The sequence below is a fragment of the Vreelandella sedimenti genome (assembly GCF_013416325.1).
In the GTDB taxonomy this organism is placed as follows: Bacteria; Pseudomonadota; Gammaproteobacteria; order Pseudomonadales; family Halomonadaceae; genus Vreelandella; species Vreelandella sedimenti.
This window is the reverse complement of record NZ_JACCGK010000057.1, coordinates 1-618: the sequence shown is the minus strand read 5'-3', so window position 1 is coordinate 618 and position 618 is coordinate 1. Positions and strand designations below refer to the sequence as shown.

Genomic DNA, 618 nt, shown 5'->3' with positions numbered 1-618 from the left:
GGCCAAATCCACGTGAAGTGACGAAGAACCTTACTTAATAGCAATCATCCTAAGTCGTAAAGCATTGCCAATCACGCTCACTGAAGAGAGTGACATCGCCGCCGCCGCGATAATCGGTGATAACAGCATACCTGTGAAGGGGTACAAAATCCCTGCGGCAATGGGGATGCCTGCCGCGTTGTAAGCAAAGGCAAAAAAGAGATTTTGGCGAATATTACGCATGGTGGCTTTTGAGAGCTTATGCGCCGTGGCAATACCGGTAAGATCTCCTCGCAGTAGAGTAACCCCAGCGCTTTCTATCGCCACATCGGTGCCGGTTCCCATGGCAATGCCGACATCCGCTGTAGCCAGCGCAGGTGCATCGTTCACGCCGTCGCCGGCCATGACAACAANAAATTCCCGTCGATGCTCGCAAAGATGACCGTAGCACCGTCACTGCGCAATTGATCTGCATGTGCGTCTTGAGACTGGGTGTTAACGCCCTCGCTTTCCATCAATAGCCGGTTGCCCAGGGCAATACGCTTGCCATCTATCTGGCCTATAACGCCCATGCCATTGGGAGCCTCGAAGTCCAACGCTTCTGTTAATTTTACCTCTGCCTCTTTAGCCTTTTCGACT

General features: G+C 52.4%; 1 protein-coding gene. It reads right to left on the bottom strand.

What is annotated here, in order from left to right:
- Positions 1-30: 30 nt before the first annotated feature.
- Positions 31-369, bottom strand: a complete 339-nt coding sequence (locus tag HZU72_RS24335; protein ID WP_443089502.1) for a hypothetical protein — start codon at positions 367-369, stop codon at positions 31-33.
- Positions 370-618: the final 249 nt, after the last annotated feature.